Genomic DNA, 25,694 nt, shown 5'->3' with positions numbered 1-25,694 from the left:
CCCGACCCCACAGAGCCCCTGCCAAGTCAACCAGCCATGTGAAGTCGCCAGCCGTTACAGGCAGGTCGCCGCCGCCGCCCGGCGCTGCAGGGCCACACCGTCGTTCTTCTGCGCGTAGTAATCCACCCGCGCCCCACCCACCTGCGGGTACACGTCCACGAACGCCTCGGCCTCACGGGTATACACGGTGAAGCCACCTTGCTTGCGTGGTTCCAGATAACCACTGGCGTCGTCGCCGAATACCTTCTCTTCCTGCCAGCTGAACTGGATGCACTGGGCCACCAGCTCTGGCGCCTTGTGCGAGTCGAGCTGCGCGGTCGGCTTGCCGCCTCGGGCCGTTTCCATGGTCGCAGAAGCACAACCGACCAGCATCAACGCCGCGGCCATCGGCAGAATCGCACGCATGTTCCATCCTCAGGATAAAAAAGAAGGCGACTCTAGCACTGGCAAGCATCGCGAGTGAATTGTCGCGCTCAGGTGGCTGTCGCAGATAAGGCATTCCGTCACAAGGAGATAACCATGAAACTGCACCACCTGCTGTTCGCCGTCCTTGCCAGCCTGCCCCTGGCTGCCACCGCAGCCCCCTCCAGCGAAGAAAGCGTCACCACACCAGAAACCCACAACCGAGAGCTCAAGGTCGGCGACAAGGCACCCGACCAGTACAAACGCGATGACCAGGCTATCAAGGACTGGAAAGCCAAGGGCCTGCCAGCACCGGAAAAGGAAAGCCACTGGGTAAACATGGGTGGGCGCTACGTGCTGGTGCAGATCACCAACGGTGTGGTGCTGGCGATCCAGCCAGCCCGCTGATTCAACACTCTTCACTCCCGCCGCTCTCGCTGGCACGACAATTTTTTGCCTGCCAGCGAAACCAAATGGATCCTTTCCAGTCTCAGGAGGTGTGCCGTAAACCATTGCGGATCAAGGACCTATATCGTGATGACCCGTCTTGCAAGCCTTTCGCTGATTGCTGTTGTCCTGCTGACTGCCGGGTGCCATAGCCATCGCTACCATGACGACGACGACGATGGCTGGCGTGACCGTGACCGTGACCGTGACCATCGCCACCACCATCGGCATGACCGCGACGACGATGATGACGACTATCGTCGATATCGTGGTGACCGCTACTACCGCTGAAACGTCTTTTTCAACCCTGGCCCGCCGCCCATTGCGCGGCACCTTAACCTGATGATTCCTTTGAGGTTCGTATCATGCGTCTGACTCTGCCTTCCCTTGCCCTCGGCCTGCTGCTGTGCCAGGGCGCTTTCGCCGGTGACGGTACCGCCGCCATTGGCGGTGGCCTGGGTGGTGTTCTGGGTAACGTTGTCGGTCAACAGATCGGCGGCAAAACGGGGGCGGCCATCGGCGCCGGCCTCGGCGGCGCAGCCGGCAGTGCGGTAGGTGCACGCAAGGGCAACCGTACCGAAGCCGCCATTGGCGGTGGCCTGGGCTCGGCGGGCGGTTCGCTGCTGGGCGGCGCGGTGGGCGGCAAGACCGGCTCCACCGTGGGTGCCGGCCTGGGTGGTGCGGCCGGTGGTGCCATCGGCAACCACCTGGGCGACAACAACGGCAAGCACCACCGTCACCGTCACTGATTCCAGTGACAAAGGGGCCGCAATGCGGCCCCTTTTGTTTTGCAAACCCTGCAGTACATCAACACCCCCTTCAGCACAATCCGGCACACTGGCTGCTACTGTCTATCGTGCCCCCGTGTGAAGGAACACCCCCTCCCCATGAACCAAGAGCTGCTATGGGTCCTCGGCCTGCTGGCCATCGTCATCACCCTGTTCGTCATCAACCGCCCACGCATGGACGTGGTCGCGCTACTGGTGATCCTCGCCCTGCCGCTGTCGGGCATCCTCACCGTGGAGCAGGCGCTGGCCGGTTTCAGTGACCCCAACGTGGTGTTGATCGCCGCCTTGTTCGTGATCGGTGAAGGCCTGGTGCGCACCGGCATTGCCTACCGTATCGGCGAATGGATGAGCGAGCGGGCCGGCAACAGCGAGGCACGCCTGCTGGTGTTGCTGATGGTAGCCGTGGCGGGGCTGGGTTCGATGATGAGCTCCACCGGCGTGGTGGCCATTTTCATTCCGGTGGTGCTGAGCATCGCTGCACGCCTGCAGCTTTCGCCCGCCCGCCTGATGATGCCGCTGGCTTTCGCCGGCCTGATCAGCGGCATGCTCAGCCTGGTGGCCACACCGCCCAACGTGGTGGTACACAGCGAGCTGGTACGCCATGGCGAAGCGGGCTTCAGCTTCTTCAGCTTCACCCCGTTCGGCCTGGTGGTGCTGGTGCTGGGCATCGGCTACATGCTGCTGACCCGGCACTGGCTGAATGGCGAAGTGCGCAAGGACGGCCGCGTGGAAAGCCGCCGCACCCTGCTGGACCTGGTGCTGGACTACAAGCTCAATGGCCGTGAACGGCGCCTGCGCATCCGCCCCCATTCACCGCTGATCGGTCATACCCTGGGCGAGCTGGAGCTGCGCACCCGGCATGGCGCCAACGTGATCGGTATCGAGCGCCAGCACAAGTTCACCACGCGGGTGATCGCCGCCGACTCCAGCACCGTGCTGCACCAGGGCGATGTGCTGCTGCTCGACCTGTTCGCCAACCGCGACGACCTGCGCAGCCTGTGCCAGACCATGCAGCTGGAGCCGCTGCACTTCAAGGCCGCCTACTTCATTGACCAGTCCCAGGAGCTGGGCATGGCCGAGGTATTGCTGCCACCAGGTTCGAAACTGCTCGGCAAGAGCATCCTCGAACTGGCCTTTCGCACTCGCTTCGACCTCAACGTTGTCGGCTTGCGCCGCGAGCAGGTGGCGATCGAAGAACAGCTGGTGGAAGAAAAGCTGCGCCTGGGCGACACCCTGCTGGTAGTCGGCCCGTGGAAAGCCGTGCGCCAGTTGCAAAGCAAGCCCAAGGACTTCCTGGTACTGAGCCTGCCCGCAGAAATCGACCTGGTCGCGCCCGCCCGCACCCGCGCACCACAGGCGTTGCTGAGCCTGGCGGTGATGGTCGGGCTGATGGTCAGCGGCGCGGTCCCCAATGTCATTGCCGCGCTGATCGGCTGCCTGCTGATGGGCGCAGGCCGCTGCATCGACATGAACAGCGCCTACCGGGCCATCCACTGGCAAAGCCTGGTGCTGATCGTCGGTATGCTGCCCTTTGCCCAGGCACTGCAGAAAACCGGCGGCATCGACCTGGCAGTGGGCGGCCTGGTCAGCGTGCTGGGCGGTGCCGGCCCCAGCGCCATCCTCGCCTGCCTGTTCGCGGTCACGGCGGTGATCGGCCTGTTCATCTCCAACACGGCCACTGCGGTACTGATGGCACCCGTGGCCGTCAGCACCGCCACGCAGCTGGGCATGTCGCCCTACCCGTTTGCCATGACCGTGGCGCTGGCTGCCTCGGCGGCCTTCATGACGCCGGTGTCATCGCCGGTGAACACCCTGGTACTTGGCCCGGGGCAATACCGCTTCGCTGACTTTGTCAAAGTTGGCGTGCCGTTCACCATACTGGTGATGCTGGTGACCGTGTTGATGGTGCCGTGGTTCTTTGGGCTGTAGGGTTTGGCTACGAATGAAGGCAATTTGGCATTATCTCGACCGATCGCGGCAGATTGACATCAAGTCCCCTGACGAAACACACTTATGCGCAATTGCCCCAGGTGCTTCAAGCCGTTGTCCTGGATTTCGTTCCCGCCTTGCCGGTCGAGCCCATGGTTTTTCCAGCCCAATCGCGCTTGTTGCACTACGTCGTTCTACTCGGCCTGACCTTCGCCCTGACCCTGGGCGGCATCCTGGCCCGCCCGATCGAATCCCTGTCGCTGTTCTGGCCGGTCAATGCGGTCCTGGCTGGGGTGCTACTGCGCTACCCCCGCCAAGCCACGCTGACGGGGTTTACCCTGGTCTGGCTGGCCATGGTCGGCGCCGACCTGCTGTGCGGCAGCGCCTGGGTGCCTGCCCTGTGGTTCAACCTGTGCAACCTGGGCGTGGTGGTCACCCTCTGGCTGATGCTCTCGCGCTTGCCACGCCTGCACCGACGGATGCGTACTCCCCACGGCGTCCTCAGCGTGTTCGGCGCCAGTGCCGCCGGGGCAATAGTGGCTGCCAGCATGGCGGCGGCAGTGGCCGCGCCGTGGTTCGAACAGTCGTTGCGCGCCACCTGGCTGGCCTGGTTCAGTGAACAGTTCTCGACCAGCGTGCTGGTGCTGCCAGTGCTGCTGACAGCCCCTACGGCACGAGCGCTGGTGCGCGGTGGCGCCCAGGCCATCCGCCTGGCGCCGTTGCTGGTGCTGCTGGCCTCGCTGGCGTTCAGCATTGCCTTCGGCGGCCCCGGGGCCATTGCCTTCCCGATTGCCGCGCTGCTGTGGTGCGCCTGGACTTACTCACCGTTCCTGGTTTCTCTGCTGACACTCACCGCTGGCAGCACGCTGATCGTGGCGGTGGCGCAAAACCTCATGCATTTCAGCGTGCCGCAAAGCGAGCCCGGAGTGACCACACTGATGTCGGCGCGCCTGGGCATCGCCATGCTGGTGCTCGGGCCGCTGGTGGTGGCCTGCGTCAGCCAGGCAAACCGCAGCCTGATGGCCCGCCTGGCGCATCAGGCCAGCATCGACCACCTCACCGGTGTGCTCACCCGCAGCGCCTTCACCCGCCGCGCCAACGCGCTGCTGGAAAGCCGCCAGCAACACGCCCAGGCGCTGCCGCTGACCCTGATGATGCTGGACATCGACCACTTCAAGTCGATCAATGATGTCCATGGCCATGCGGTCGGTGACCAGGTGCTGCGCCAGTTCGCCAGCACCCTGCAGGACCAGTTGCACGATGGTGAACTGTTCGCTCGCCTGGGCGGCGAGGAATTTGTCGTGGTCCTACCGGGTCTGGCGCCAGATCGGGCCAAGTTCACTGCCGAGCGCCTGCGCCGTGCGGTGCAGGACCTGCATGTGATGCAGGCCGGCCAGTCCCTGCAGATTACCGTCAGTATCGGCCTGGCCGGTTGTGCCGCCGACATGCCGGCCCCCACCCTCGATGAACTGCTGGCACGCGCCGATCAGGCGCTGTACCGCGCCAAGGCCCATGGCCGCAATCGCGTCGAACAGGCCGAGCCACAACGCCAGGCGATGTGAACTAGCCACCCAGCAGGTCCCACGTCAACTTGGCGATCAGCACGCACAAGAGCACCAGGAACAACCCACGCACAAAGCCCGCGCCCTTGCGCACCGCCAGCCAGGTACCGGTCAGCGCGCCGAGGATGTTGCAAGCCGCCATGGGCAAGGCGATGGCGTACAGCACATTGCCTGATGGCACGAAGAACACCAGCGCCGCCAGGTTGGTGGCGATGTTCACCACCTTGGCCGACGCCGAGGCGTGCAGAAAGTCCAAAGCGAAGAAGCGGATGAACAGGAAGATCAGGAAGCTGCCAGTACCCGGACCGAACAGGCCGTCGTAAAAACCGATCGCGCCACCGATCAGCACCGCCAGGCACTGCTCCTTGCGGCCGATCCTTGTGGGTTTGTGCAGCGTGCCGAAGTCCTTCTTGCAGAAGGTGTAGATGGCCATCAGCACGATCAGCACCAGCACCGCCGGGCGCATCACGCTGGGCGGCACCAGCGACACCGTGGCGGCACCGGCGAAAGACATTACGAACGCACTGAGCGCTGCCGGCACGATCAACCCCCAGTCCAGCGTCACCCTGCGGATGAACGAACGCGCAGCGAAGGCCGTGCCACACACCGACGCCAGCTTGTTGCTTCCGAGCAATGCCGCCGGTTGCGCGGTGGGCAGCACGTTGAACAAGGCCGGAATCTGGATCAGCCCACCGCCACCCACGGCGGCGTCGATCAGCCCAGCGGCGAAGGCGAACACGGAAAGCACAGCGATATCCATCATGACGCGGTTCCAGGCAGTGAAGACGCCTGCAAGGCTAATCAAAGTGCCGCGCTTGTGTTGAAATGCCATATTGCGAAAACTGCAACGAGGAGCAGGCAATGGCATTGGACATGCTGCGGGAAATCCAGGCGTTCGTCAGCGTGGCGCACAAGCGCAGCTTCGTCGCCGCCGCCCGCGCCCTGGGGCGCTCCCCCAGCGCGGTAACCCGCGCGGTACAAACCCTGGAAGACAACGCCGGGAGCAAACTGCTCAACCGCAACGCCAATGCCGTGACCCTGACCGAAGCCGGCGAGCGCCTGCTGCCACACGCCGAACGCTTGCTGGATGTGCAACGTGATGCCGCCGACGAACTGGCCGCGCTCAGCGGCAGTGCACAAGGCTGGATCCGCTTCGCCGTGCCGCAGGTACTGGGCGAACATGTCCTGCCCCAGGTGCTTGCCGAGTTTTCCCGCTGCCACCCCCAGGTAACCCTGGACGTGCAGTACAGCGACGGGGCCTTGGACCCGCTGCAAGGCAAGTTCGACTTCGTGGTGCGCGGTGCCTTCCCACAGTCGAGCGAGCTGATCGGCTACCCGCTGTGGGATTACCAGCGTCACCTGTATGCAAGCCCTGAATACCTGGCACTGGCCGGCACGCCACAACAACCCGAGGACCTCGAGGGCCACGCGCTGATCCTGCACACCGCCCCGCGCATCCTCAAGGCCTGGCACTTCTGCCGCGACGGCCAGATCACCAGCCTGCGCCCCAGGCCCAGGCTGCGCCTGGACTCAGGTGACGCGGTGTACCACAGCACCTTGGCCGGCGCCGGTATCGCCCGCCTGGCCGCCTGGGTCGGCGAAGCGCAGGTCAAGGCCGGGCGGCTGGTGCGGGTATGCCCGCAGTACCGCCTGACCTCCAGCAACGGCCGGGACCCGCAGATGCATGCCGTGTACCCCGCCGGCGAGCTGCCGGCGCGGGTACGCGACCTGCTGGCAGCCCTGCGCCGCGCCGGCCTGGCCTACTGAAACAACGCCCTGAAACGGCTGTTCAATTTCTGCTCAATTTGACAGAGCCCGCCACGGGCTTGGCTTGCAGAACTTTATCCACAGACCTACCCACGTTTTTTGTGGACAGTTTTCCCAGTGCAAAGAATGACTTATCGTACAAATCGGTAGGGTGAATCGGCCAACAATGAAGAGGAATGGGCCCGCCCGAAGGACAGGCAGGCCGCGAGGGATAGGTGTGGTGAACGTCAGCTTGGCGGAATGGTGCCAAGGATACCGATCAGAATGGTCAGCAGCAGAAAACCACCCAGGAATAGCGCGAGCTTGCCCATTGGAACCTCTACAAGTGTGATGCGGGAATGGGCATATTGTCGGGCTTGGGCTGATACCGTTACAGATTCAGCTTTATGGAAAAAAAGCGGATCAGATGTGAGGCACCGGTTCTTTTGTGGGAGCGGCTTTGCGTCGCGAAAGGGCCGCAGGGCGGCCCCGGCAATCTTGAGGGATGCATCGAAAACCTGGGGCCGTTGCGCGCCCCTTTCGCGACACAAGGCGCCGCTCCCATAAAACTGCACATAACTCATTGAATTAGCAGGGGCCCTGTGGGAGCGGCTTCAGCCGCGAACACCGGCGCAGCCGGTGCCATGCACCGCGTTGGATTCTTCGCGGCTAAAGCCGCTCCCACCGGGTACGCGGATTGCTTGCAATTTCAGTTATCTACGCGACAGCGCAGCCCAAAGAGCTGGGCCATCTCCCACAAGAGCGGCGCATCTGGCCCTTACGCGTGACAGCAATTTTTGCAGTCATCCACGCTGTGCTAGGGTCAAGCGCTCGAACCTGCCAGGAGTGCCATCCCTTCATGACCGCTTTCGCGACCAACGCTGCCTTGTTGTTGATCGACCTTCAGATTGGTATCCACCACCCGCGCCTGGGCCGGCGCAACAACCATGAGGCCGAACTGCGTATAGGCGATCTGCTGGCTGCGTGGCGTCGGTCAGGACGCCCGGTGATCCATGTGCGCCACCTGTCCCGCTCGGTAGACTCGGTGTTCTGGCCGGGCCAGTCCGGTTGCGAATTCCAGCCCGCATTTACCCCACTGGCCAGCGAAACCGTGTTCGACAAACATGTGCCCGATGCCTTCGCCAACTCCGGCCTGGAGCGCTGGCTGCATGCGCGCAGCATCAACGCACTGGTCATCGCCGGGGTAATTACCAACAACTCCGTGGAATCCACCGCACGCTCGGCGGGCAATCTCGGTTTCGATGTGGTGGTGGTGGAAGATGCCTGCTTCACCTTTGACCAGCACGACCTGCAAGGCCGGCTTTGGCCGGCGGAGGATCTACATGCGCTGTCGTTGAGCAACCTGGCTCTGGATTACGCGCGCATCCTGCGCACGGAGCAGGTTCTGATTGCTGACTCGCTTCAGGTCAACCGCTGAAGCTTCTGCGCAGGCAACCAGCCAACTCGTCATTGCCATGGCGGCGACACCAGACCCAGCCATTGAGCGGGCGCACCATCTGCACCTGCTCTTGGCGAAGCGGATGGGCGCAGATGCCCGATGTCTACCCGCCACTCGACCACCACCCTGCCACACCGTTTCAGCCGTACACTGCTCGCCTGTACCCTGCTGCCACCTGGCCTGCTGACGGCGGACATCACCACGGCTGCAGCACAGCAGCCCCAGCCAGCCGCTACAGCGGCGGATGACTTCGACCCGCTTAACAACTTGCCGCAGGAAGCGCCTCAGACATTCACCTAGGCGGTGATGGATGCGGACCACCTGTAGCGCGCGGGGCGGCAATTGCTACATAAGGTTTCGAAAAGCACTGCAGCCTCTGGATCAATCCGCCTTGAGGGCCTGCATTGCCAAACACCTATCATCGCCACCTACCATGCGGGCTCAGGAGGGTTTGAAAGACATGATTTGAAACGCTGACTGTAGGATCTTTTACCGCGCAATGTAGGAAGAATCTATGTAGTGGGATTTGCCTGTATGAAACATCAGTTTCTCCAGCAAATTCGAACTGCTACGGTCCAGTTTTCCTACAGCGGCACGGAAGCCTACAGCATGAGAAAAGCATGGATCCGTTCAATACCTCGGCCCTGAAACTACAGAAGAATTTGCTTAACCTGCGCCTTGAGCGTGACCGCCTGAGAAGGGAGGGCAAGGACAAGGAGGCGGACGAACTTGCGGCACCGATCGAGCGGATAGAGGCAGCTATTCGTCAATTACCGGATGAGATGAAGCCAGTGACCCTGCAATAAAACCTGCGGGAGCGGGCATGACCACGCCTGCATCAAACGCCTGCAGGCTACTGATGTGGAGCAAGGTTGGGTCCAGCCTACGGATCCGATTTCCGCGCAGTTGTCAGTAATGCAATTTGGCTTGAGAGGCTGCGGCTAGCGCTCAGTAGCAAGCGAGGAGCCCGCCTCGGCGGGCTTTTTCGTGCCTGTAAGAATGGGATGAAGCCAGGTAAGTTGGAGCCTTGGCGAAACCGACCAAGCAAGAAGTATCGGAAGCGCCGAAACAAACCATTCCCACGGATGGTCCCGTGGATGGTTTCCTATGCCCCAGAAACGCAAAAAGCCCTGAATAATCAGGGCTTTGAATATGGCGGAAGCGTAGAGATTCGAACTCTAGGATAGTTGCCCATCGACGGTTTTCAAGACCGTTGCCTTAAACCACTCGGCCACGCTTCCAGCTCGTTTTGCGGCCGCCATAATACCGTAATGAAACAAGCTGTCAAACTCTCTGTGTCGCGGGTTGCGGGAGCTCTGATAGACTCCTAGCATCTGAACGTTTGAAAACCACAGGTTTACCAAGGAGTGTCGCCATGCGCGAACAGGATTACGCCGTACACCACGGCCAGCAGGTCGAGCAGCAGGAGATCAGCAAGGTCCTGCGCAACACGTACAGCCTGCTGGCGCTCACGCTCGCCTTCAGCGGTGTCATGGCCTTCGTGGCCCAGCAGATGCGCGTCGGCTACCCGAACGTGTTCGTGGTACTGATCGGCTTCTACGGGCTGTTCTTCCTTACCAACAAACTGCGTGATTCGGCCTGGGGTCTGGTATCCACCTTCGCGCTCACCGGCTTCATGGGCTTTATCCTCGGCCCTATCCTCAACCGCTACCTGGGCATGGCCGGTGGCGCCGAGGTGGTCAGCTCGGCATTTGCCATGACTGCCCTGGTGTTCGGCGGCCTGTCGGCTTATGTGCTGATTACCCGCAAGGACATGAGCTTCCTCAGCGGCTTCATCACTGCGGGCTTCTTTGTACTGCTGGGTGCTGTCGTGGCCAGCTTCTTCTTCCAGATCAGCGGCCTGCAACTGGCGATCAGCGCTGGCTTCGTGCTGTTCTCGTCGGTCTGCATCCTGTTCCAGACCAGCGCGATCATTCACGGTGGCGAGCGTAACTACATCATGGCGACCATCAGCCTGTATGTGTCGATCTACAACCTGTTTGTCAGCCTGCTGCAGCTGTTTGGCATCATGGGTCGTGATGACTGATTGATTGCTGCAAGAGAAAGCCCGCTTCGGCGGGCTTTTTTTGTGGGAGCGGGTTCACCCGCGAACACCGGCGCAGCCGGTGCCAGGCACCGCGCTGGTTTCTTCGCGGGTGAACCCGCTCCCACAGGGTCCGCGCAGGATTCAGGCCAAAAGCACCAATAATTGACCATAAAGTCAGATAACCGGGCGAATGGTCGTCGATCATGCCGCCATCGTGCTTTTCTCTACCCCAATTCGCCATCACCCCGTAGAATGCGCTCCTTTTTTCTTCCGGGGCAGCTTTTCGCAATGAGCTCACACGAACACAGCCCAGGCGCGGCGGCGCCTGCCAATGAACTGGTGCTTGGTCTGGAGGACAAGCCACGGCTGTTGATCGGCCTGCTGGCAGCACTGCAGCACCTATTGGCGATCATCGTGCCGATCGTCACCCCTGGCCTGCTGATTTGCCAGGCTCTGGGTGTTTCGGCACGTGATACCAACCTGATCGTCTCCATGTCGCTGGTCATCTCGGGTATCGCCACTTTCGTCCAGTGCAAGCGCTTCGGGCCATTCGGTGCCGGGCTGCTGATCGTCCAGGGCACCAGCTTCAACTTCGTCGGCCCGCTGATCGCCGGCGGAGCGCTCATGGTCAAGCAAGGCACCCCGGTGGAAGGCGTCATGGCAGCTATCTTTGGCGTAGTAATCGCCGGCTCGTTCGTCGAGATGGGCGTGTCGCGCATCCTGCCCTTCGTCAAACGCCTGATCACCCCGCTGGTAACCGGCATCGTGGTGTTGATGATCGGCCTGACCCTGATCAAGGTCGGCCTGATCAGCATGGGTGGCGGCTTCGGCGCCATGGCCAATGGCACCTTCGCCAATGGCGAGAACCTGCTGCTGTCGGGCGTGGTGCTGGCGATCATCGTCATCCTCAACCGCATCCCGGTGGTGTGGATGCGCAGCTGCGCCATCGTTATCGCCCTGGCGGTCGGTTATGCGCTGGCCGGCTACCTGGGCCGCCTGGATTTCACCGGCATGCACGAAGCCGCGCTGTTCCAGGTGCCGACGCCGCTGCACTTCGGCCTGGGCTTCTCCTGGGCACTGTTCATCCCGATGCTGGTGATCTACCTGGTAACTTCGCTGGAAGCCATCGGTGACGTCACCGCCACCAGCAAGGTGTCGCGCCAGCCGGTCGAAGGGCCGGTGTGGATGCAGCGGATCAAGGGCGGTGTGCTGGTGAACGGGGCCAACTCGCTGCTGGCCGGTTTGTTCAACACCTTCCCGAGCTCGATCTTTGCCCAGAACAATGGCGTGATTCAGCTGACAGGGATCGCCAGCCGCCATATCGGCATGTGGATTGCCGTGATGCTGGTGCTGCTGGGGCTGTTCCCGAGCGTTGCCGGGGTGATCCAGGCGGTGCCGGAGCCGGTGCTGGGCGGTGCGGCCATGGTCATGTTCGGGGCGGTTGCGGCTTCGGGGATCAATATCCTGGCCAGCACTCGCCTGGACCGTCGTGCCCTGCTGATCATCGCTGTATCCCTGGCCCTGGGCCTGGGTGTGGCGCAGGTGCCGGAGTTCCTGGCGCACATGCCGGCGGCGATTCGCAATGTGCTGGAGTCGGGCGTGGCTACCGGGGGTATCTGTGCCCTGGTGTTGAACTGGTTCTTGCCGGAGAGCAAGGAACAGGCTTGAGCCTGGTGTTCGACTGTCAGGGCCATGGGGCTGCTGCGCAGCCCATCGCAGGCAAGCCAGCTCCCACCTCGACCGCATTGATCTGAAGCCATGCGCAGTCCCTGTAGGAGCCTGGCTTGCCAGCGATGAGGCCAGTACAGACAACACAAGGCAGTTGCCCCTACCGGGATAGCGCCGGCCTTCAGATTGGTTCAAGACAGAAAGCCCGCCCCGCCATGCACAAGCGGGCGCGGGCTTTTTTGCTTTATCATGGCACCATTCCTTTTGCATGAGTTATCCATGAAATTCGCTATCGCGGTGTTCTCCCCGGCCCATGCGCCCTCCTCGCGGCGTGCCCTGCGCTACGCCGAGGCGGTGCTGGCCGGCGGGCATGAGATTGCCCGGCTGTTCTTCTACCAGGACGGGGTACACAGTGCCTCTGCCAACGTGGTCGCCCCCCAGGACGAGCTGGATGTTGCCGGCCAATGGCGCGCCTTCATTGCAGCCAACCAGCTGGACGCGGTGGTGTGCATCGCCGCTGCCTTGCGCCGTGGCGTGCTCGACCAGGCCGAGGCCAACCGCTACCAGCGCCCGGCCGTGAACCTGCCCAAGCCTTGGGAGCTGTCGGGGCTTGGCCAGCTTCATGAGGCGGCGCAAGTTGCCGATCGCCTTGTCTGCTTCGGAGGCGACTGAAATGGCCAAATCCTTGTTGATCATCAGCCGCCAGGCGCCCTGGAACGGCCCATCGGCCCGTGAAGCACTGGACATCGCCCTGGCTGGCGGCGCGTTCGATCTGCCGCTGGGCATGCTGTTCCTCGATGACGGCGTGCTCCAGCTCGCCGCAGACCAGCAGCCCACCGTCGTGCAACAGAAGAACCTGACCGCCAACTTGCAGGCGCTGCCAATGTTCGGCGTCGAGGAACTGTTCGCCTGCAGCCACAGCCTCACTCGCCGCGGCCTGGCAGCCGACAATCTGGCGCTGCCGGTGCAAGTGCTGGACGACGCGGCCCTGACCGCACTGATCGCCCGTTTCGACCAGGTGGTAACGCTCTGATGACGACCCTGCATGTAATTGCCCACTCACCGTTTGGCGACGAGCGCCTGGCCAGCTGCCTGCGCCTGCTCGGCACCGACGACGCCCTGCTGCTGTGCGGCGATGCTGTATATGCCCTGCGCACCGGCAGCGAACCGCACCGCCGGCTGCAAGACGCCGGCCTGGCCCAGCGCCTGTTCGCCCTGGAAGAAGACGTGCAGGCCCGCGCGATCGCCAACGAACTGGCCAAGGCCGTGGACTACGCCGGGTTCGTCGAACTGTCGCTGCATTACGACAAGGTCAACAGCTGGCTATGAATACCCTCAACGTTGGCGATCAGGCGATCGCCCTGGACAAGGACGGCTTCCTGGTCGACCTGCAAGACTGGTCGCATGCCGCCGCCGAGGCTTTGGCCGCGCGCGAGGGCATCCCTTTGACGGCGGACCACTGGGAAATCCTCGAACTGCTGCGCCAGTTCTACCAGGAATACCAGCTGTCCCCGGCCACGCGCCCGCTGATCAAGTACACAGCCCTCAAACTGGGCCCGGACAAGGGCAACAGCCCGCACCTCAACCGCCTGTTCAACGGCACTCCCGCCAAACTGGCCGCCAAGCTGGCGGGCCTGCCCAAGCCGACCAACTGCATATGACAGAACCTCGCCCGCTTACCCTGGAAACCCCTGCCGAACACCCGTTCGCCGAGTTCGTGCGCATTCTTGGCAAAGGCAAGCGCGGCGCGCGTGGCCTGACCCGTGAAGAAGCCCGCACGGCCATGACTCTGCTGCTGGAAGGCAAGGTCGAAGATGCCCAGCTCGGTGCCTTCCTCATGCTGCTGCGGCACAAGGAAGAAAGCGCCGAAGAACTGGCCGGCTTCACCGAAGCCCTGCGCGCGCAACTGCAGGCACCGCGTATCGCCGTGGACTTGGACTGGCCCACTTACGCCGGCAAGAAACGCCATCTGCCCTGGTATCTGCTGGCTGCCAAATGCCTGGCCAACAATGGCGTGCGCATCCTGATGCACGGTGGCGGTGCGCACACCGCCGGGCGCCTGTACACCGAGCAGTTGCTGTCCTTGCTGGACATCCCGCTGTGCCGTGACTGGGCTGCCGTCAGCCAGGCCCTGGACCAGCAGCGCCTGGCCTTCTTCCCGCTGCAGGACTGGGCGCCGCAGTTGCAGCGCATGATCGACCTGCGCAACACCCTGGGCCTGCGTTCGCCCATCCATTCGCTGGCCCGGGTGCTCAACCCGCTGGCTGCGCGTTGTGGCCTGCAGAGCATCTTCCACCCCGGCTACCAGGCAGTACACCGCGAGGCCAGCCGCCTGCTGGGCGACCATGCCGTGGTAATCAAGGGTGATGGCGGCGAGATTGAGGTCAACCCCGATGTCATCAGCCATCTATACGGCACCACCGCCGGCGAAGCCTGGGACGAGGAATGGCCAGCGCTGAGCGAACGCCGCCACGTGAAGCCGCCAAGCCTGCAGCCGGAGCAATTGCTGGCGGTCTGGCGCGGCGAGACCGAGGACAGCTACGGTGAGATGGCCGTGGTCGCAACCATCGCCCTTGCCCTGCGCGGCCTGGGCCAAGACCGTGAGCAGGCTTTCGCCACGGCACGCGGTTACTGGGGCGCACGCAACCAATCTAATAACTAGATAGTAAGAGTGCAGTCTTTGCGCTAGTTATTCGAACGTTTTTCCCTAGACTGGGCTCCAACGACAAACAACTTTGTTCCGAGGAGCTCACCATGGGCCTTTTGATCGACGGCCGCTGGCATGACCAGTGGTATGAAAACGGCAAGGACGGCACGTTCAAACGCGAAAACGCCCAACGCCGCAATCAGCTGCCCGCTCCCGAAGCTGGCCGTTACCACCTGTACGTCTCGCTGGCCTGCCCATGGGCACACCGCACCCTGATCTTCCGTGCCCTCAAGGGCCTGGAGCCACTGATCGACGTGTCGGTGGTCAGCTGGCTGATGCAGGACCATGGCTGGACTTTCGACCAGCAGCAAGGTTCCAGCGGCGACCACCTCGACGCGCTGCAGTACCTGCACCAGCGCTACACCCAGGATGACCCGCACTACACTGGCCGCGTGACTGTACCGGTGCTGTGGGACAAGAAAGAGAAACGCATCGTCAACAATGAGTCGTCGGAGATCATCCGCATCTTCAACAGCGCGTTCAACGAACTGACCGGCAATACACTGGACCTGTACCCAGAGCCGCTGCGCCCGACCATCGAGGCGCTGAACGAGCGCATCTACCCGGCGGTGAACAATGGCGTATATCGCGCAGGCTTTGCCACTACGCAGGAAGCCTACGAGGCTGCGTTTGACGAAGTGTTCAACGAACTGGACTACCTGGAAGACTTGCTGAGCCGCAACCGCTACCTGGCCGGGGAATACCTGACCGAGGCCGATGTGCGCCTGTTCACCACCCTGGTGCGCTTCGATGCCGTGTACCACGGGCACTTCAAGTGCAACCTGCGCCGCCTGAGCGACTATCACAACCTGTCGAACTGGCTGCGTGAACTGTACCAGTGGCCGGGGGTGGCGGGCACAGTGGACATGGAGCATATCCAGAAGCACTACTACATGAGCCACAAGACCATCAACCCGAACGGGATCGTGCCCAAGGGGCCGCTGCAGGACTTCAACCTGCCGCATGATCGGGAGCAGTTGGCAGGCAAGGGGATTTGGCAGGTTTGAGGCTGTCGGGGCTGCTTTGCAGCCCGTTCGCAGCACAAGGCTGCTCCTACAGGAAACGCGGCCCCCTGTAGGAGCAGCCTTGTGCTGCGAACGGGCCGCAAAGCGGCCCCAACGATTTCAGCTATTCTGCGAACCTTCGAACCAGGCCAGCTTGTCACGCAACTGCACCACTTCCCCGACAATCACCAGGGTCGGCGCATGCACTTCATGCTGCGCCACCAGGTCCGGCAAGTCCGCCAGGGTGCCGGTGAACACCCGCTGATTACGCGTAGTCCCCTGCTGCACCAGCGCCGCAGGGGTACTGGCCGCGCGGCCATGGCGAATCAGCTCGGCACAGATGGTCGGCAACCCCACCAAGCCCATGTAGAACACCAGGGTCTGCGCCGGCGCTACCAGGTCATGCCACGGCAGATTGCTGGTGCCATCCTTCAGGTGCCCGGTCACGAAACGCACCGATTGGGCATAGTCGCGGTGAGTCAGCGGAATCCCGCCATAGGCGGAACAACCGCTGGCTGCGGTAATGCCCGGCACCACCTGGAACGGGATGCCGTGCTCGGCCAGCTCTTCGATCTCTTCGCCGCCCCGGCCGAAGATGAACGGGTCGCCGCCCTTCAGGCGCAACACACGCTTGCCCTGCCGGGCCAGGTCGACCAGAAGGCGGTTGATCTGGTCCTGTGGCACGGCATGGTCGGCGCGACGCTTGCCCACGTAGATACGCTCGGCATCACGTCGGCACATCTCGATAATCGCCGGTGCCACCAGGCGGTCGTACAGCACCACGTCGGCCTGCTGCATCAGGCGCAAGGCGCGGAAGGTCAGCAAGTCCGGATCGCCCGGGCCAGCCCCCACCAGGTACACCTCACCGCCCTGCTGCACCGGTGCACCGTCGACCATCGCCTGCAACAGGCGCTCGGCCTCGGCGCCCTGCCCGGCCAGCTGACGCTCGGCAATAGGCCCTTGGAACACGGTTTCCCAGAAGCCACGGCGCTGGTTAACGTCCGGGTACAAGGCCTTGACCTTGTCGCGGAAGCGTGCGGCCAGGCCGGCCAGTTCGCCGTAGGCGGACGGGATCCAGGCCTCCAGCTTGGCGCGAATCAAACGCGCCAGCACCGGAGCATCACCGCCACTGGACACCGCAACCACCAACGGCGAACGGTCGACGATCGCCGGGAAGATCACCGTGCACAGGGCCGGCGCATCCACCACGTTGACCGGCAGGCTGAGTGCCTGCGCATCCGCCGACACCTGGGCATTGAGCCCCGGGTCGTCGGTGGCCGCAATCACCAGCCGGCAACCGACCAGGTCGGCTGCCTGATAGCCGCGCACCAGCACCTCGCCGCCACCTTCCCGGGCCAGCGCGGCCAACTGGCCGTCGACATCCGGTGCAACCACGCGCAGCGCGGCGCCGGCGTCGGCCAGCAGGCGCGCTTTGCGCAAAGCGATCTCACCGCCGCCAACGACCAGCACGCGGCCGCCCTGCAGCTTGTGGAACAGCGGCAGGTAATCCATTTAGCGGATGACCTCGACGCCGCCCATGTAAGGCTTCAGCACTTCCGGCACACGGATGGAACCGTCGGCCTGCTGGTAGTTTTCCAGTACGGCAACCAAGGTACGGCCTACGGCCAGGCCGGACCCGTTGAGGGTATGCACCAGCTCTGGCTTGCCGGTTTCCGGGTTGCGCCAGCGGGCCTGCATGCGGCGCGCCTGGAAATCGCCGCAGTTGGAACACGAGCTGATTTCGCGGTACTTGTCCTGGCTTGGTACCCACACTTCCAGGTCGTAGGTCTTCACCGCGCCAAAGCCCATGTCGCCGGTGCACAGGGCCAGCACGCGGTACGGCAGCTCCAGCAGCTGCAGCACGCGCTCGGCGTTGGCAGTCAGGCCTTCCAGGGCTTCCATCGACTTGGACGGCTCGACCACCTGCACCATCTCGACCTTGTCGAACTGGTGCTGGCGGATCATGCCGCGGGTGTCACGACCGGAAGCACCGGCTTCGCTGCGGAAGCACGGGGTGTGGGCAACCAGCTTCAGTGGCAGCTGCTTGGCATCGAGGATTTCACCGGCCACCAGGTTGGTCAGCGACACTTCGGCAGTCGGGATCAGGTAGAAGTCGGCCTCGCCTTCGCGGCTGATCTTGAACAGGTCTTCCTCGAACTTCGGCAGCTGGCCGGTACCCTGCAGGGCCGGGGCCTGGACCAGGTACGGGGTGTAGTGCTCCTCGTAACCGTGCTCGCCGGTGTGCAGGTTGATCATGAATTGCGCCAGGGCGCGGTGCAGGCGGGCAACTGGACCACGCAGCACGGCAAAACGCGCGCCAGACAGCTTGGCGGCAGCTTCGAAGTCCAGGCCACCGCTGACTTCGCCAAGGGCGACATGGTCCTTGATTTCGAAGTCGAAAGCCTTCGGCGTACCCCAACGGCGCACTTCGACGTTGTCGTCTTCGCTGGCACCAACCGGCACGCTGGCGTCCGGCAGGTTGGGGATGGTCAGCAGGATGCCATCCAGTTCGGCCTGGATGCCGTCCAGTTCGGTCTTGCCGGCAGCCAGTTCGTTGGCCATGCGCTCGACGTCAGCCATCAGCGGCGCAATATCTTCGCCCTTGGCCTTGGCCTGGCCGATGGACTTGGAACGGGCGTTACGCTCGGCCTGCAGCTGCTCGGTGCGGGTCTGCACCGCCTTGCGGCGCTCTTCCAGTGATTCGATGCGCGCGACATCCAGGCTGAAGCCACGGGAGGCCAGGCGATCCGCCACTTCCTGAAGTTGGCCGCGTAACAGTTTGGAATCGAGCATATCGTTCTCTCGTTATGTGTAGGTGTTGGTTCAGAATCGGGTCAGGGACAGGCCGGCCCAGGTCGCGAGCAGCCCGCCCACCACGCTGATACCGGTATAGCCCAAAGCCAAGGGCACTTGCCCGCTTTCCAGCAGGCGTACGGTATCCAGCGAAAAGGAGGAAAAAGTCGTCAGGCCGCCGAGGAAGCCGACGATCAGCCCGGCGCGCAGCTCGACCGGCACGATCGGCTTGTGCAAGAACAGACCATAAAGCAGGCCGATCAGCAGGCAGCCAACCAGGTTGACCGCCAGCGTACCGAGATAGAAGTGCCGTGGCCAGTGGGCAGACACCCAGTTGGTGGTGGCAAAGCGCAACAAGGTACCGGCAATACCGCCAGCGCTGACGGCGGCAATCAGTGCAATCACGGCTTTCTCCGCTGGCGGGGGCTGTTGCGGTCAAGGTCGGCCAGGTGGCGCAGCTTCTCGCCAATCTTCAGTTCCAGGCCACGGGGCACCGGCTGGTAGTACTGGCGCGGCTCGAGTTCCTCGGGGAAGTAGTCTTCGCCGGCGGCATAAGCGTCGGGTTCATCGTGGGCATAGCGGTACTCGTCGCCGTAGCCCAGTTGCTTCATCAGCTTGGTCGGGGCGTTGCGCAGGTGCAACGGCACTTCCAGCGAGCCATGCTCGGCGGCCTCGCGCAGGGCGGTCTTGAAGCCCATGTACACCGCGTTGCTCTTCGGCGCACAGGCAAGGTAGGTGATGGCCTGGGCTACCGCCAGTTCGCCCTCGGGGCTGCCCAGACGCTCTTGCACATCCCAGGCCGCCAGGCACAGGCTGAGCGCGCGCGGGTCGGCGTTGCCGATGTCTTCGCTGGCCATGCGCACCACGCGGCGGGCAATGTACAGCGGATCGCAGCCGCCATCGAGCATGCGCGCGAACCAGTACAGGGCGCCATCGGGGTTGGAGCCACGCACTGACTTGTGCAGCGCGGAAATCTGGTCGTAGAACGCCTCGCCACCCTTGTCGAAGCGGCGGCGGCTGTCGCCGAGCAGGCTCTGCAACATCTCGACATCGATCTCGCTGCCGTCTTCAGCCAGGTCCGAGGCGTTTTCCAGGAAGTTGAGCATGCGCCGGCCATCGCCGTCGGCGGCGGCCATCAGCATCTTGAAGGCGTCGTCGCCAACCCGCAGGTTGCGCTTGCCCAGGCCGCGCTCTTCAGTCAACGCGCGGTTGACCAGCTTGCGCAGCGCCGCCTCGTCCAGGCTCTTGAGCACATACACCCGCGCCCGCGACAACAATGCGTTGTTCAGCTCGAACGACGGGTTTTCGGTGGTGGCGCCAATGAACAGCAGGGTGCCGTCTTCCACATAGGGCAGGAAGGCATCCTGCTGCGACTTGTTGAAGCGGTGCACTTCGTCGACGAACAGGATGGTTCGGCGGCCGTACTGGCCAGCCTGCTGCTTGGCCACCTCGACCGCCTGGCGAATCTCCTTCACCCCGGCCAATACCGCCGACACCGTTTCGAAGTGCGCATCGCAGAACTGCGCCAGCAGCCGCGCGAGGGTGGTCTTGCCCACGCCCGGCGGCCCCCAGAAGATCATCGAGTGCAGCGCACCCTGCTCCAGCGCTTCGCGCAGCGGTTTGCCGCGCGCCAGCAGGTGCTCCTGGCCGACGTACTCGTCCAGGTTGGACGGGCGCAGACGAGCAGCCAGGGGCTGGGCGACGGGTTCGCTTCGAAACAGGTCCATGGCGAGCTCTGGTTACTCCTTGATGACGTCCGCGCCTTTGGGGATGTCGAACTTGAACTTGCTGTCCGGCACCGCCTGGTTGGCTTTCACGCCATTGAACAGGATGTTGGTGCGCTGGCCGACACTGTCGATCAGTTGCATGTCGTTGATCAGGCCCTTGCGGAACGACACGCGCAGCGAGTCGAACAGGGTGTCCTTGGTCTTCGGCTTGAGGGTGAAGTCCATCACTTCGCCCTGCTCCTTCGAGCTGATGTCGAAGCTCTGGCTGATCTTCGACACGTCACCGGACAGCAGCAGCGCCGGGGTCTGGTTCAGGCGCTGGTCGAGTTTCTTGATGGTTGCCTGCTCCAGGTCCGGGTCCCACAGGGTGACGTTCTTGCCGTCGGATACCACCACCTGCTCCTGCGGCGCATCGGTGTGCCAGTAGAACAGGCCAGGGCGCTTGACGGTCATCTTGCCGGAGGTTTCCTGCAGGCTGGTGCCGCCGGCGTCCAGGGTCAGCTGGGAAAAGTTGGCCTCGATGGTCTGCGACTTTTCCAGCAATTGGGTCAGGCGTTGTACGTCTTGCTCACCGGCATAAGCCGATACGGTGGCCGACACAGAAGCCGCGGCCAGGGCAGAAACCAACAGCATGCGAATCGCGCGCATGGGAGTCCTCATCGAGCATTGAAAAGGCCGGGCGCCACCGTTGGCGCACGGCAAGGTGTTCGTCAGTCGCGCGGGCCGCCCGGGGCTATCACTTCCCGCGAGCCGTTGCTGTTCATGGGGGTGACCACGCCGGCCATTTCCATGGCTTCGATCATGCGGGCGGCGCGGTTGTAGCCGATCTTCAGTTTGCGCTGCACGGCCGAGATGGACGCGCGGCGGCTTTCCAGCACGAACTGCACGGCCTCATCATACAGGGCGTCGCTTTCCGAATCTTCGCCATCGCCACCACCACCGCCGCCTTCGAAGCCGCTGCCGGCCTCCTCGACGCCGTTGAGGATGTCGTCGTTGTAGTCCGGGGCGCCGCGCAGCTTCCACGCTTCGACCACGCGGTGCACCTCGTCGTCGGAGACGAACGCGCCGTGCACGCGAATCGGCAGGCTGGTGCCCGGCGGCATGTACAGCATGTCACCGTGGCCCAGCAGCTGCTCGGCACCACCCTGGTCGATGATGGTCCGCGAGTCGATCTTGCTCGACACCTGGAACGCCATGCGGGTCGGGATGTTGGCCTTGATCAGGCCGGTAATCACGTCCACCGACGGGCGCTGGGTGGCGAGGATCAGGTGGATACCGGCGGCCCGCGCCTTCTGGGCGATACGGGCGATCAGCTCTTCGACCTTCTTGCCGACGATCATCATCATGTCGGCGAATTCGTCGACCACCACCACGATGGTCGGCAGGGTTTTCAGCGCAGGCGGCTCGTCGTCCATGCTCTCGCGGCGGTACAGCGGGTCATGGATGATCTCGCCGGCTTCCTGGGCGTCCTTGATCTTGCGGTTGAAGCCGGCCAGGTTACGCACGCCCATGGCCGCCATCAGCTTGTAGCGCCGCTCCATCTCGGCCACGCTCCAGCGCAAGGCGTTGGCGGCGTCCTTCATGTCGGTGACCACCGGGCACAGCAGGTGCGGGATGCCCTCGTAGATCGACAGTTCGAGCATTTTCGGGTCGATCATGATCAGCCGCGCGTCTTCCGGGCTGGACTTGAACAGGATCGACAGGATCATCGCGTTCACACCCACCGACTTACCGGAACCGGTAGTACCGGCCACCAGCAAGTGCGGCATCTTGGCCAGGTCGGTGATCACCGGCTTGCCGCCGATGTCGTGGCCCAGGGCCAGGGTGACCGGCGATTTCTGCTCGTCGTACTGCGGCGTGGCCAGCACTTCGGAGAAACGCACCATCTGCCGGTTCTCGTTGGGGATCTCGATACCCACGGTGGTCTTGCCGGGGATGACCTCGACCACACGCACACTGGTCACTGCCAGCGAACGCGCCAGGTCCTTGGCCAGGTTGGCGATACGGCTGACCTTCACACCGGCGGCCGGCTGGATTTCGTAACGGGTAATCACCGGGCCCGGGTGGATCGAGTCCACCGCCACTTCCACGCCGAATTCCTTGAGTTTGATTTCCAGCAGCTGGCCGACACCGGCCAGGGATTCCGGCGAATACTCGATCTTCTTCTGTTCGGCCGGGTCGAGGATGGAGATCGACGGCAAGGTGCCTTCCACCGCGCTGTCGACGAACAGCGGCGCCTGCTTCTCCTTCATCACCCGCTTGCTCGGCTCCGGCGCCCTGGCGGGTGTCGGCGGCACGATCATCGGGGCCGCGGCAGGTGGTTCGCGAGAGATTACCGGCTCACGAGGTGCCGGCGACTCACGTGGCACCACAGGCTCGCGCGACAGGGTTGGCTCACGTGGTTCGACCGGCTGGGCAGGTGCTTCTTCACGCTTGAAAATGCGCTCGCGCAGCGCCGGCTTGGCCGGTTCGCGCTTGTCGGCGGCCATTGGCGCGGCCTTGACCACCGGTTCATCCTCGCGCAGCTGCGCCTCCAGGCGCTTGCGCTCGTTGCGCGCTTCCCACCAACGGTTGGCGGCGCCCTGCACCAGCTCGAACAGGTCGAGGGTGATCTTGCCGGTCAGGTCCATCACCTTGAACCACGACAGGTCGGTGAACACGGTCAGGCCGAACAGGAACAGGGCAATGAACATCAGCGTGCTGCCCTGCACGTTCAGCAGGTTGCGCGCCAGGTCGCCGAGGCTCTCGCCCAATGCACCACCGGCGGAGAACGGCATGCTCGCAGGCGGGTGGAAATGGATATGGGCCAGCGCCGCACCAGACAGCACCAGAAACACCAGGCCGATCAGCCGCCAGGAGAACAGCCAGCCGCTCCAGTCCCAGGGCTGGTGGCGTTCGCGGAAGATCTGCCAGGTCTTTATCGCCAGCAGCAGCGGGAAGATGTAGGCGAAGTACCCCAGCACCATGAACAGGATGTCGGCGAAGTAGGCACCGGCACGCCCGGCGGCGTTCTGCACCTGGTCGACGTTGCTGGTGTGGCTGAAGCCCGGGTCCGACGTATCGTAGGTCAGCAGCGCCATCCACAGGTACAGGCACAGGGCGCCGACAGCGATCAACGCACCTTCCTTGAGGCGATAATGCAGCTGCTGCCGCCACAGAGGGACGGGCAAGGGAGCTGGAGTTGCGGTGGATTTCTTCAAAACGCGTCTATTCCTGCGCGTGCTGCGCGTCCAATAGTGATCGGCCGACGGTGCGGCCAATGAACCACTACTTTTAACATTACTGCCCGCCAGCCGCCATGGCGGCACGCCAGATGGGGTTTTGGCCGGGGGCGACTTTCATATAGCTGCAATTTGAGCATGCATTTTCTTTTGTGACAAAGGCTTATGCTGTGTTTTTGCACAGGTGTGACAGCAAATGTAGCGGATGGTGCCTGCGGTTTCATGAATGTGTAGGAAATTGCCTATTTTCATCACCTGTGCCGGCCTCTTCGCGGGCTTGCCCGCTCCCACAGGTACCCCGCAGGCTTCAGAGCCTGCACATGGCCTGTGGGAGCGGGCGCGCCCGCGAAGAAGCCAAAGAGATTGACCCTGCTTTTCACCCGCGCCATGCTGCCCTCTCCCCTCCCCCACCGCACGATAGACCATGCTCACCTGGCTGACCCGCGACTCGCTGACCTTCCCGCCTCTGGAAAAGGCCCTGCATGACCCCAACGGCCTGCTCGCTGCCGGCGGCGACCTGAGCCCCGAGCGCCTGGTGCAGGCCTATCGCCATGGCTGCTTCCCGTGGTATCAGGACGGCCAGCCGATCCTCTGGTGGTCACCCGACCCGCGCACGGTGCTGCTCCCGGACCAGCTGCACGTGTCGCGCTCGCTGGCCAAGCTGATGCGCCAGGGCCGTTACCAGGTCAGCTTCGACACAGACTTCCCCGCGGTGATCGCCGCCTGCGCCGCGCCACGTGACTACGCCGACGGCACCTGGATCACCGACACCATGCGTGCCGCCTACTGCGAGCTGCACCGACGCGGCATCGCCCATTCGGTGGAGGTGCACCAGGACGGCGAGCTGGTCGGCGGTCTGTATGGCTTGGCCATGGGCCAGCTGTTCTTCGGTGAATCGATGTTCAGCCGCGCCGACAACGCTTCCAAGGTCGGCTTCGTGACTTTGGTCAACCACCTGCGCCAGGCCGGTTTCGTCCTCATCGACTGCCAGATGCCAACCAACCATTTGCACAGCCTGGGAGCCCATGCCATCAGCCGCGCCGAGTTTGCCGACTACCTGGCACGCCACCTCGACCAGCCCAACAGCGCCACATGGCTTCCCTAGGCGAGTTCCCGTAGCTGGCTTACACTTAAACAAAGTCTCACCGAGGGGGTTGATCATGACAGAGTTGGCGCGGTTGAAGTTCTATGCCACTCAACCCCACTCCTGCAGCTACCTGCCCGACGAACAGGCAACCACGCTGTTCCTCGACCCCAGCCAGCCGATGGACGTGCACGTGTACGCCGATTTGTCGGAAATGGGCTTCCGCCGCAGTGGCGACCACCTGTACCGCCCGCACTGCCAGAACTGCAATGCCTGCGTGCCGGCACGCATCCCGGCGGCGCGCTTCATCCCAAACCGCCAGCAACGGCGCATCCTCAAGCGCAACGCCGACCTGACCGTGACCGCCGCACGCCCGGCGTTCAAGGAAGAGTACTTCGAGCTGTACCGGCGCTATATCGAAACGCGCCATGCCGACGGTGACATGTACCCGCCCAGCCGCGATCAGTTCTCCACCTTCCTGGTGCGCGACCTGCCGTTCTGCTGGTTCTATGAGTTCCGCCTGGAAGGCCGCTTGATGGCGGTGGCGGTGTGCGACCTGCTGCCCAACGGCCTGTCGGCTGTGTACACCTTCTACGAGCCGGACGAAGAACGCCGGAGCCTGGGCCGCTTTGCCATTCTCTGGCAGATTACCGAAGCCCTGCGCCAGGACCTGGAAGCGGTTTACCTGGGTTACTGGATCAAGAACTGCAAGAAAATGAACTACAAGACACAGTATCGACCTATCGAATTGCTGATAAACCAGCGCTGGGTCACCCTCAACTGAAAGGCATTGGCTTGACACACAGTTTTCGGGCATAATCCACGCCACTTTTTTGCCCGGTGCGGTTATGCGTCGGGCCAACACTGGATCCGAGGGCTCTACTGCATGTCGAAAGAAGACAGCTTCGAAATGGAAGGTACTGTCGTCGACACCCTGCCCAACACCATGTTCCGCGTGGAGTTGGAAAACGGGCACGTCGTAACCGCGCACATCTCCGGAAAGATGCGCAAGAACTACATCCGTATTCTCACTGGCGACAAGGTCCGCGTCGAACTGACGCCCTACGACCTGAGCAAGGGCCGCATCACCTACCGTGCGCGCTAAGCTCT

At 63.2% G+C, this 25,694-nt stretch carries 30 protein-coding genes and 1 tRNA gene; 20 read left to right on the top strand and 11 right to left on the bottom strand.

Features of this window, described 5'->3' with window-relative positions; all coding sequences use genetic code 11:
• Positions 1–54: 54 nt before the first annotated feature.
• The gene (locus CAG18_RS05555) at positions 55–405 is read right to left on the bottom strand and encodes a hypothetical protein (RefSeq protein WP_015270907.1); all 351 of its coding nucleotides are present in this window, start codon (positions 403–405) and stop codon (positions 55–57) included.
• 114 nt (positions 406–519) lie between these two features.
• On the opposite strand from CAG18_RS05555, the gene CAG18_RS05550 reads away from it, so the two are divergent.
• The 5 genes from CAG18_RS05550 to CAG18_RS05530 all read left to right on the top strand — a co-directional run bounded on the left by CAG18_RS05550 (position 520) and on the right by CAG18_RS05530 (position 5,128).
• Positions 520–810 (top strand): RcnB family protein, encoded by a 291-nt coding sequence (locus CAG18_RS05550; protein ID WP_015270908.1) that lies wholly within the window; start codon positions 520–522, stop codon positions 808–810.
• Between the two features lie 129 nt (positions 811–939).
• Complete coding sequence (locus CAG18_RS05545; RefSeq protein ID WP_085720549.1) at positions 940–1,140, top strand: hypothetical protein; 201 nt, start codon at positions 940–942, stop codon at positions 1,138–1,140.
• Positions 1,141–1,214: 74 nt separating this feature from the next.
• Entirely contained in the window at positions 1,215–1,598 is a 384-nt protein-coding gene (locus tag CAG18_RS05540) for a glycine zipper domain-containing protein (protein ID WP_013973215.1), read from the top strand.
• 138 nt (positions 1,599–1,736) lie between these two features.
• A complete protein-coding gene (locus CAG18_RS05535; RefSeq protein ID WP_039614496.1) occupies positions 1,737–3,566 on the top strand; it encodes an SLC13 family permease in 1,830 nt (609 codons plus the stop codon).
• Between the two features lie 137 nt (positions 3,567–3,703).
• Positions 3,704–5,128 (top strand): GGDEF domain-containing protein, encoded by a 1,425-nt coding sequence (locus CAG18_RS05530; protein WP_015270912.1) that lies wholly within the window; start codon positions 3,704–3,706, stop codon positions 5,126–5,128.
• 1 nt (position 5,129) lies between these two features.
• Here CAG18_RS05530 and CAG18_RS05525 read toward each other — a convergent pair whose 3' ends face one another.
• On the bottom strand, positions 5,130–5,891 hold the full coding sequence (locus tag CAG18_RS05525) for a TSUP family transporter (RefSeq protein WP_015270913.1): 762 nt from the start codon (positions 5,889–5,891) through the stop codon (positions 5,130–5,132).
• 98 nt (positions 5,892–5,989) lie between these two features.
• Between CAG18_RS05525 and CAG18_RS05520 the strand changes: the two genes are divergently transcribed.
• A complete protein-coding gene (locus CAG18_RS05520; RefSeq protein WP_054572110.1) occupies positions 5,990–6,895 on the top strand; it encodes a LysR family transcriptional regulator in 906 nt (301 codons plus the stop codon).
• A gap of 227 nt (positions 6,896–7,122) precedes the next feature.
• Here the strand turns inward: CAG18_RS05520 and CAG18_RS26180 are convergent, their stop codons facing one another.
• Positions 7,123–7,458: a hypothetical protein gene (locus CAG18_RS26180; RefSeq protein ID WP_137109024.1), complete on the bottom strand. Its 336-nt coding sequence runs from the start codon at positions 7,456–7,458 to the stop codon at positions 7,123–7,125.
• A gap of 275 nt (positions 7,459–7,733) precedes the next feature.
• Between CAG18_RS26180 and CAG18_RS05515 the strand changes: the two genes are divergently transcribed.
• From CAG18_RS05515 to CAG18_RS05500, 3 genes are all read left to right on the top strand, one after another.
• Positions 7,734–8,312 (top strand): cysteine hydrolase family protein, encoded by a 579-nt coding sequence (locus tag CAG18_RS05515; RefSeq protein ID WP_085720548.1) that lies wholly within the window; start codon positions 7,734–7,736, stop codon positions 8,310–8,312.
• Positions 8,313–8,432: 120 nt separating this feature from the next.
• A complete protein-coding gene (locus CAG18_RS05505; RefSeq protein WP_013973221.1) occupies positions 8,433–8,633 on the top strand; it encodes a hypothetical protein in 201 nt (66 codons plus the stop codon).
• 320 nt (positions 8,634–8,953) lie between these two features.
• Positions 8,954–9,139: a hypothetical protein gene (locus tag CAG18_RS05500; RefSeq protein WP_085720547.1), complete on the top strand. Its 186-nt coding sequence runs from the start codon at positions 8,954–8,956 to the stop codon at positions 9,137–9,139.
• A gap of 347 nt (positions 9,140–9,486) precedes the next feature.
• Here CAG18_RS05500 and CAG18_RS05495 read toward each other — a convergent pair.
• Positions 9,487–9,574: transfer RNA gene (locus tag CAG18_RS05495), tRNA-Ser, on the bottom strand.
• A gap of 134 nt (positions 9,575–9,708) precedes the next feature.
• Between CAG18_RS05495 and CAG18_RS05490 the strand changes: the two genes are divergently transcribed.
• Positions 9,709–10,380 carry a Bax inhibitor-1/YccA family protein gene (locus tag CAG18_RS05490; RefSeq protein ID WP_003251184.1) on the top strand — a complete coding sequence of 224 codons (672 nt, stop codon included), beginning with the start codon at positions 9,709–9,711 and terminating at the stop codon, positions 10,378–10,380.
• Here CAG18_RS05490 and CAG18_RS27015 read toward each other — a convergent pair.
• Positions 10,361–10,585, bottom strand: a complete 225-nt coding sequence (locus CAG18_RS27015; protein ID WP_167506576.1) for a hypothetical protein — start codon at positions 10,583–10,585, stop codon at positions 10,361–10,363. The two genes, CAG18_RS05490 and CAG18_RS27015, sit on opposite strands and share 20 nt — an antisense overlap.
• 83 nt (positions 10,586–10,668) lie before the next feature.
• Between CAG18_RS27015 and CAG18_RS05480 the strand changes: the two genes are divergently transcribed.
• The 7 genes from CAG18_RS05480 (at position 10,669) to CAG18_RS05450 (ending at position 15,762) form a co-directional block, all read left to right on the top strand.
• Positions 10,669–12,048: a nucleobase:cation symporter-2 family protein gene (locus CAG18_RS05480; protein WP_013973275.1), complete on the top strand. Its 1,380-nt coding sequence runs from the start codon at positions 10,669–10,671 to the stop codon at positions 12,046–12,048.
• Positions 12,049–12,327: 279 nt separating this feature from the next.
• Positions 12,328–12,720, top strand: coding sequence for a sulfurtransferase complex subunit TusD (gene tusD / locus CAG18_RS05475; protein WP_085720545.1), 393 nt, complete (start codon positions 12,328–12,330; stop codon positions 12,718–12,720).
• A gap of 1 nt (position 12,721) precedes the next feature.
• A complete protein-coding gene (tusC, locus tag CAG18_RS05470) occupies positions 12,722–13,081 on the top strand; it encodes a sulfurtransferase complex subunit TusC (protein WP_061304155.1) in 360 nt (119 codons plus the stop codon).
• The gene (tusB, locus tag CAG18_RS05465; protein ID WP_054573029.1) at positions 13,081–13,377 is read left to right on the top strand and encodes a sulfurtransferase complex subunit TusB; all 297 of its coding nucleotides are present in this window, start codon (positions 13,081–13,083) and stop codon (positions 13,375–13,377) included. Before tusC ends, tusB begins: the two co-directional genes overlap by 1 nt.
• Entirely contained in the window at positions 13,374–13,709 is a 336-nt protein-coding gene (locus CAG18_RS05460) for a TusE/DsrC/DsvC family sulfur relay protein (RefSeq protein ID WP_025339766.1), read from the top strand. Before tusB ends, CAG18_RS05460 begins: the two co-directional genes overlap by 4 nt.
• The gene (locus CAG18_RS05455) at positions 13,706–14,710 is read left to right on the top strand and encodes a glycosyl transferase family protein (RefSeq protein WP_085720544.1); all 1,005 of its coding nucleotides are present in this window, start codon (positions 13,706–13,708) and stop codon (positions 14,708–14,710) included. The genes CAG18_RS05460 and CAG18_RS05455 overlap by 4 nt, the downstream gene beginning before the upstream one ends.
• A 92-nt stretch (positions 14,711–14,802) precedes the next feature.
• Positions 14,803–15,762 (top strand): glutathione S-transferase family protein, encoded by a 960-nt coding sequence (locus CAG18_RS05450; RefSeq protein ID WP_015270965.1) that lies wholly within the window; start codon positions 14,803–14,805, stop codon positions 15,760–15,762.
• Positions 15,763–15,879: 117 nt separating this feature from the next.
• Here CAG18_RS05450 and cysG read toward each other — a convergent pair whose 3' ends face one another.
• The 6 genes from cysG to CAG18_RS05420 form a co-directional block, all read right to left on the bottom strand.
• On the bottom strand, positions 15,880–17,271 hold the full coding sequence (gene cysG / locus CAG18_RS05445) for a siroheme synthase CysG (protein ID WP_013973282.1): 1,392 nt from the start codon (positions 17,269–17,271) through the stop codon (positions 15,880–15,882).
• Positions 17,272–18,552 carry a serine--tRNA ligase gene (gene serS / locus CAG18_RS05440; protein ID WP_003258877.1) on the bottom strand — a complete coding sequence of 427 codons (1,281 nt, stop codon included), beginning with the start codon at positions 18,550–18,552 and terminating at the stop codon, positions 17,272–17,274.
• A gap of 30 nt (positions 18,553–18,582) precedes the next feature.
• The gene (gene crcB / locus CAG18_RS05435) at positions 18,583–18,957 is read right to left on the bottom strand and encodes a fluoride efflux transporter CrcB (RefSeq protein WP_015270966.1); all 375 of its coding nucleotides are present in this window, start codon (positions 18,955–18,957) and stop codon (positions 18,583–18,585) included.
• A complete protein-coding gene (locus tag CAG18_RS05430) occupies positions 18,954–20,279 on the bottom strand; it encodes a replication-associated recombination protein A (protein ID WP_013973284.1) in 1,326 nt (441 codons plus the stop codon). Before CAG18_RS05430 ends, crcB begins: the two co-directional genes overlap by 4 nt.
• A 12-nt stretch (positions 20,280–20,291) precedes the next feature.
• Positions 20,292–20,927: an outer membrane lipoprotein chaperone LolA gene (lolA, locus tag CAG18_RS05425; RefSeq protein ID WP_015270967.1), complete on the bottom strand. Its 636-nt coding sequence runs from the start codon at positions 20,925–20,927 to the stop codon at positions 20,292–20,294.
• Between the two features lie 62 nt (positions 20,928–20,989).
• On the bottom strand, positions 20,990–23,539 hold the full coding sequence (locus tag CAG18_RS05420; RefSeq protein ID WP_371034493.1) for a DNA translocase FtsK 4TM domain-containing protein: 2,550 nt from the start codon (positions 23,537–23,539) through the stop codon (positions 20,990–20,992).
• 385 nt (positions 23,540–23,924) lie between these two features.
• Here CAG18_RS05420 and aat point away from each other — a divergent pair, with 385 nt between their 5' ends.
• The 3 genes from aat (at position 23,925) to infA (ending at position 25,689) form a co-directional block, all read left to right on the top strand.
• The gene (gene aat, locus CAG18_RS05415) at positions 23,925–24,605 is read left to right on the top strand and encodes a leucyl/phenylalanyl-tRNA--protein transferase (RefSeq protein WP_085720543.1); all 681 of its coding nucleotides are present in this window, start codon (positions 23,925–23,927) and stop codon (positions 24,603–24,605) included.
• A gap of 55 nt (positions 24,606–24,660) precedes the next feature.
• Positions 24,661–25,368, top strand: a complete 708-nt coding sequence (locus tag CAG18_RS05410) for an arginyltransferase (protein WP_013973288.1) — start codon at positions 24,661–24,663, stop codon at positions 25,366–25,368.
• Between the two features lie 102 nt (positions 25,369–25,470).
• Positions 25,471–25,689 (top strand): translation initiation factor IF-1, encoded by a 219-nt coding sequence (gene infA, locus CAG18_RS05405; RefSeq protein ID WP_002553999.1) that lies wholly within the window; start codon positions 25,471–25,473, stop codon positions 25,687–25,689.
• Positions 25,690–25,694 lie beyond the last annotated feature (5 nt).

Source organism: Pseudomonas sp. B22(2017) (genome assembly GCF_002113105.1).
Lineage (GTDB): Bacteria > Pseudomonadota > Gammaproteobacteria > Pseudomonadales > Pseudomonadaceae > Aquipseudomonas > Aquipseudomonas asiatica.
This window is presented reverse-complemented; position numbering and strand designations above follow the sequence as displayed.

Coding starts and splice junctions, on each gene's coding strand:
- CAG18_RS05555 (WP_015270907.1), bottom strand. CDS start 405: ATGCGTGCGATTCTGCCGATGGCCGCGGCGTTGATGCTGGTCGGTTGT.
- CAG18_RS05550 (WP_015270908.1), top strand. CDS start 520: ATGAAACTGCACCACCTGCTGTTCGCCGTCCTTGCCAGCCTGCCCCTG.
- CAG18_RS05545 (WP_085720549.1), top strand. CDS start 940: ATGACCCGTCTTGCAAGCCTTTCGCTGATTGCTGTTGTCCTGCTGACT.
- CAG18_RS05540 (WP_013973215.1), top strand. CDS start 1,215: ATGCGTCTGACTCTGCCTTCCCTTGCCCTCGGCCTGCTGCTGTGCCAG.
- CAG18_RS05535 (WP_039614496.1), top strand. CDS start 1,737: ATGAACCAAGAGCTGCTATGGGTCCTCGGCCTGCTGGCCATCGTCATC.
- CAG18_RS05525 (WP_015270913.1), bottom strand. CDS start 5,891: ATGATGGATATCGCTGTGCTTTCCGTGTTCGCCTTCGCCGCTGGGCTG.
- CAG18_RS05520 (WP_054572110.1), top strand. CDS start 5,990: ATGGCATTGGACATGCTGCGGGAAATCCAGGCGTTCGTCAGCGTGGCG.
- CAG18_RS26180 (WP_137109024.1), bottom strand. CDS start 7,458: ATGAGTTATGTGCAGTTTTATGGGAGCGGCGCCTTGTGTCGCGAAAGG.
- CAG18_RS05515 (WP_085720548.1), top strand. CDS start 7,734: ATGACCGCTTTCGCGACCAACGCTGCCTTGTTGTTGATCGACCTTCAG.
- CAG18_RS05505 (WP_013973221.1), top strand. CDS start 8,433: ATGTCTACCCGCCACTCGACCACCACCCTGCCACACCGTTTCAGCCGT.
- CAG18_RS05500 (WP_085720547.1), top strand. CDS start 8,954: ATGGATCCGTTCAATACCTCGGCCCTGAAACTACAGAAGAATTTGCTT.
- CAG18_RS05490 (WP_003251184.1), top strand. CDS start 9,709: ATGCGCGAACAGGATTACGCCGTACACCACGGCCAGCAGGTCGAGCAG.
- CAG18_RS27015 (WP_167506576.1), bottom strand. CDS start 10,585: ATGATCGACGACCATTCGCCCGGTTATCTGACTTTATGGTCAATTATT.
- CAG18_RS05480 (WP_013973275.1), top strand. CDS start 10,669: ATGAGCTCACACGAACACAGCCCAGGCGCGGCGGCGCCTGCCAATGAA.
- tusD (WP_085720545.1), top strand. CDS start 12,328: ATGAAATTCGCTATCGCGGTGTTCTCCCCGGCCCATGCGCCCTCCTCG.
- tusC (WP_061304155.1), top strand. CDS start 12,722: ATGGCCAAATCCTTGTTGATCATCAGCCGCCAGGCGCCCTGGAACGGC.
- tusB (WP_054573029.1), top strand. CDS start 13,081: ATGACGACCCTGCATGTAATTGCCCACTCACCGTTTGGCGACGAGCGC.
- CAG18_RS05460 (WP_025339766.1), top strand. CDS start 13,374: ATGAATACCCTCAACGTTGGCGATCAGGCGATCGCCCTGGACAAGGAC.
- CAG18_RS05455 (WP_085720544.1), top strand. CDS start 13,706: ATGACAGAACCTCGCCCGCTTACCCTGGAAACCCCTGCCGAACACCCG.
- CAG18_RS05450 (WP_015270965.1), top strand. CDS start 14,803: ATGGGCCTTTTGATCGACGGCCGCTGGCATGACCAGTGGTATGAAAAC.
- cysG (WP_013973282.1), bottom strand. CDS start 17,271: ATGGATTACCTGCCGCTGTTCCACAAGCTGCAGGGCGGCCGCGTGCTG.
- serS (WP_003258877.1), bottom strand. CDS start 18,552: ATGCTCGATTCCAAACTGTTACGCGGCCAACTTCAGGAAGTGGCGGAT.
- CAG18_RS05430 (WP_013973284.1), bottom strand. CDS start 20,279: ATGGACCTGTTTCGAAGCGAACCCGTCGCCCAGCCCCTGGCTGCTCGT.
- lolA (WP_015270967.1), bottom strand. CDS start 20,927: ATGCGCGCGATTCGCATGCTGTTGGTTTCTGCCCTGGCCGCGGCTTCT.
- aat (WP_085720543.1), top strand. CDS start 23,925: ATGCTCACCTGGCTGACCCGCGACTCGCTGACCTTCCCGCCTCTGGAA.
- CAG18_RS05410 (WP_013973288.1), top strand. CDS start 24,661: ATGACAGAGTTGGCGCGGTTGAAGTTCTATGCCACTCAACCCCACTCC.
- infA (WP_002553999.1), top strand. CDS start 25,471: ATGTCGAAAGAAGACAGCTTCGAAATGGAAGGTACTGTCGTCGACACC.